Origin of the sequence: Thalassotalea sp. G20_0, from assembly GCF_017744175.1 — a bacterium.
Taxonomy (GTDB): Bacteria; Pseudomonadota; Gammaproteobacteria; order Pseudomonadales; family Endozoicomonadaceae; genus Endozoicomonas.
On record NZ_JAGHQV010000354.1, the window covers coordinates 1 to 735 of the forward strand.

Consider the following 735-nt stretch of genomic DNA (forward strand, 5'->3'; position numbering starts at 1 on the left):
CCCCGATGCCGACGTCTGCAAACAGACCCACGGTTTTGACCGTGCTGTTCACCGCCGTGGTGTTGGCAACCGTTCCTTTAACCCGCCCCCCCCCGATGCCGGCGTCTGCATCCTTACCCGAGGTGACAATATGAACATTTTCCGCCCGGATATTACTGACTGTGCCATTAACATCAACAACACAGGCTGCTAACCCGGTCGTCTTCCGGGAATTTGTTAAATTGGCACAAGTAAAGTGAAGGTCACGGATGCTGCCTTCCAGAGTGTTAACAAAACAGTCAGACAGGCCGCTGATGGTACGGCACTGCCCATAGTACTTCCCGGTGAATGGATGGGTATCATTGCCAATGGATTGATAGTCTTTAGTGACAACAATATCCGCTGTCTGTTGGTAGGTACCGTTCAGTGGATAGTCGGGATGTCGGCCAATCTTGCCCAGGGTTTCTGCATCATTAATCTCTATGGATTTTGATCCATCAGCAATGGGTTTCGAATTCGCATACTGAAAAGAGCTGGCCAGCGTGCCAAGGGCAAGCAGTCCTTTGGTTCCCTGACTCCCTTGATAGCGGGCCGTGGATGTCTGTTGAAGGGGTACGTCTTTCGAGCCAGTTTCTTTTTCCTGAGCCTCTTCCCGGATTTCTTTTGATGTCTGTGGTAATTCCGGTTTTGCATCCGGCCCGGGCAAACCGCTCCCGGACCAGGCATTGGCCATATCTTTCACCATGAAAAGGATGG

General features: G+C 51.7%; 1 protein-coding gene. It reads right to left on the bottom strand.

Annotated features, from left to right (window positions below; all coding sequences use genetic code 11):
* The coding region (locus J7438_RS26470; RefSeq protein WP_209279010.1) for a hypothetical protein at positions 1–712 on the bottom strand (712 nt) is incomplete at its 3' end.
* Positions 713–735 lie beyond the last annotated feature (23 nt).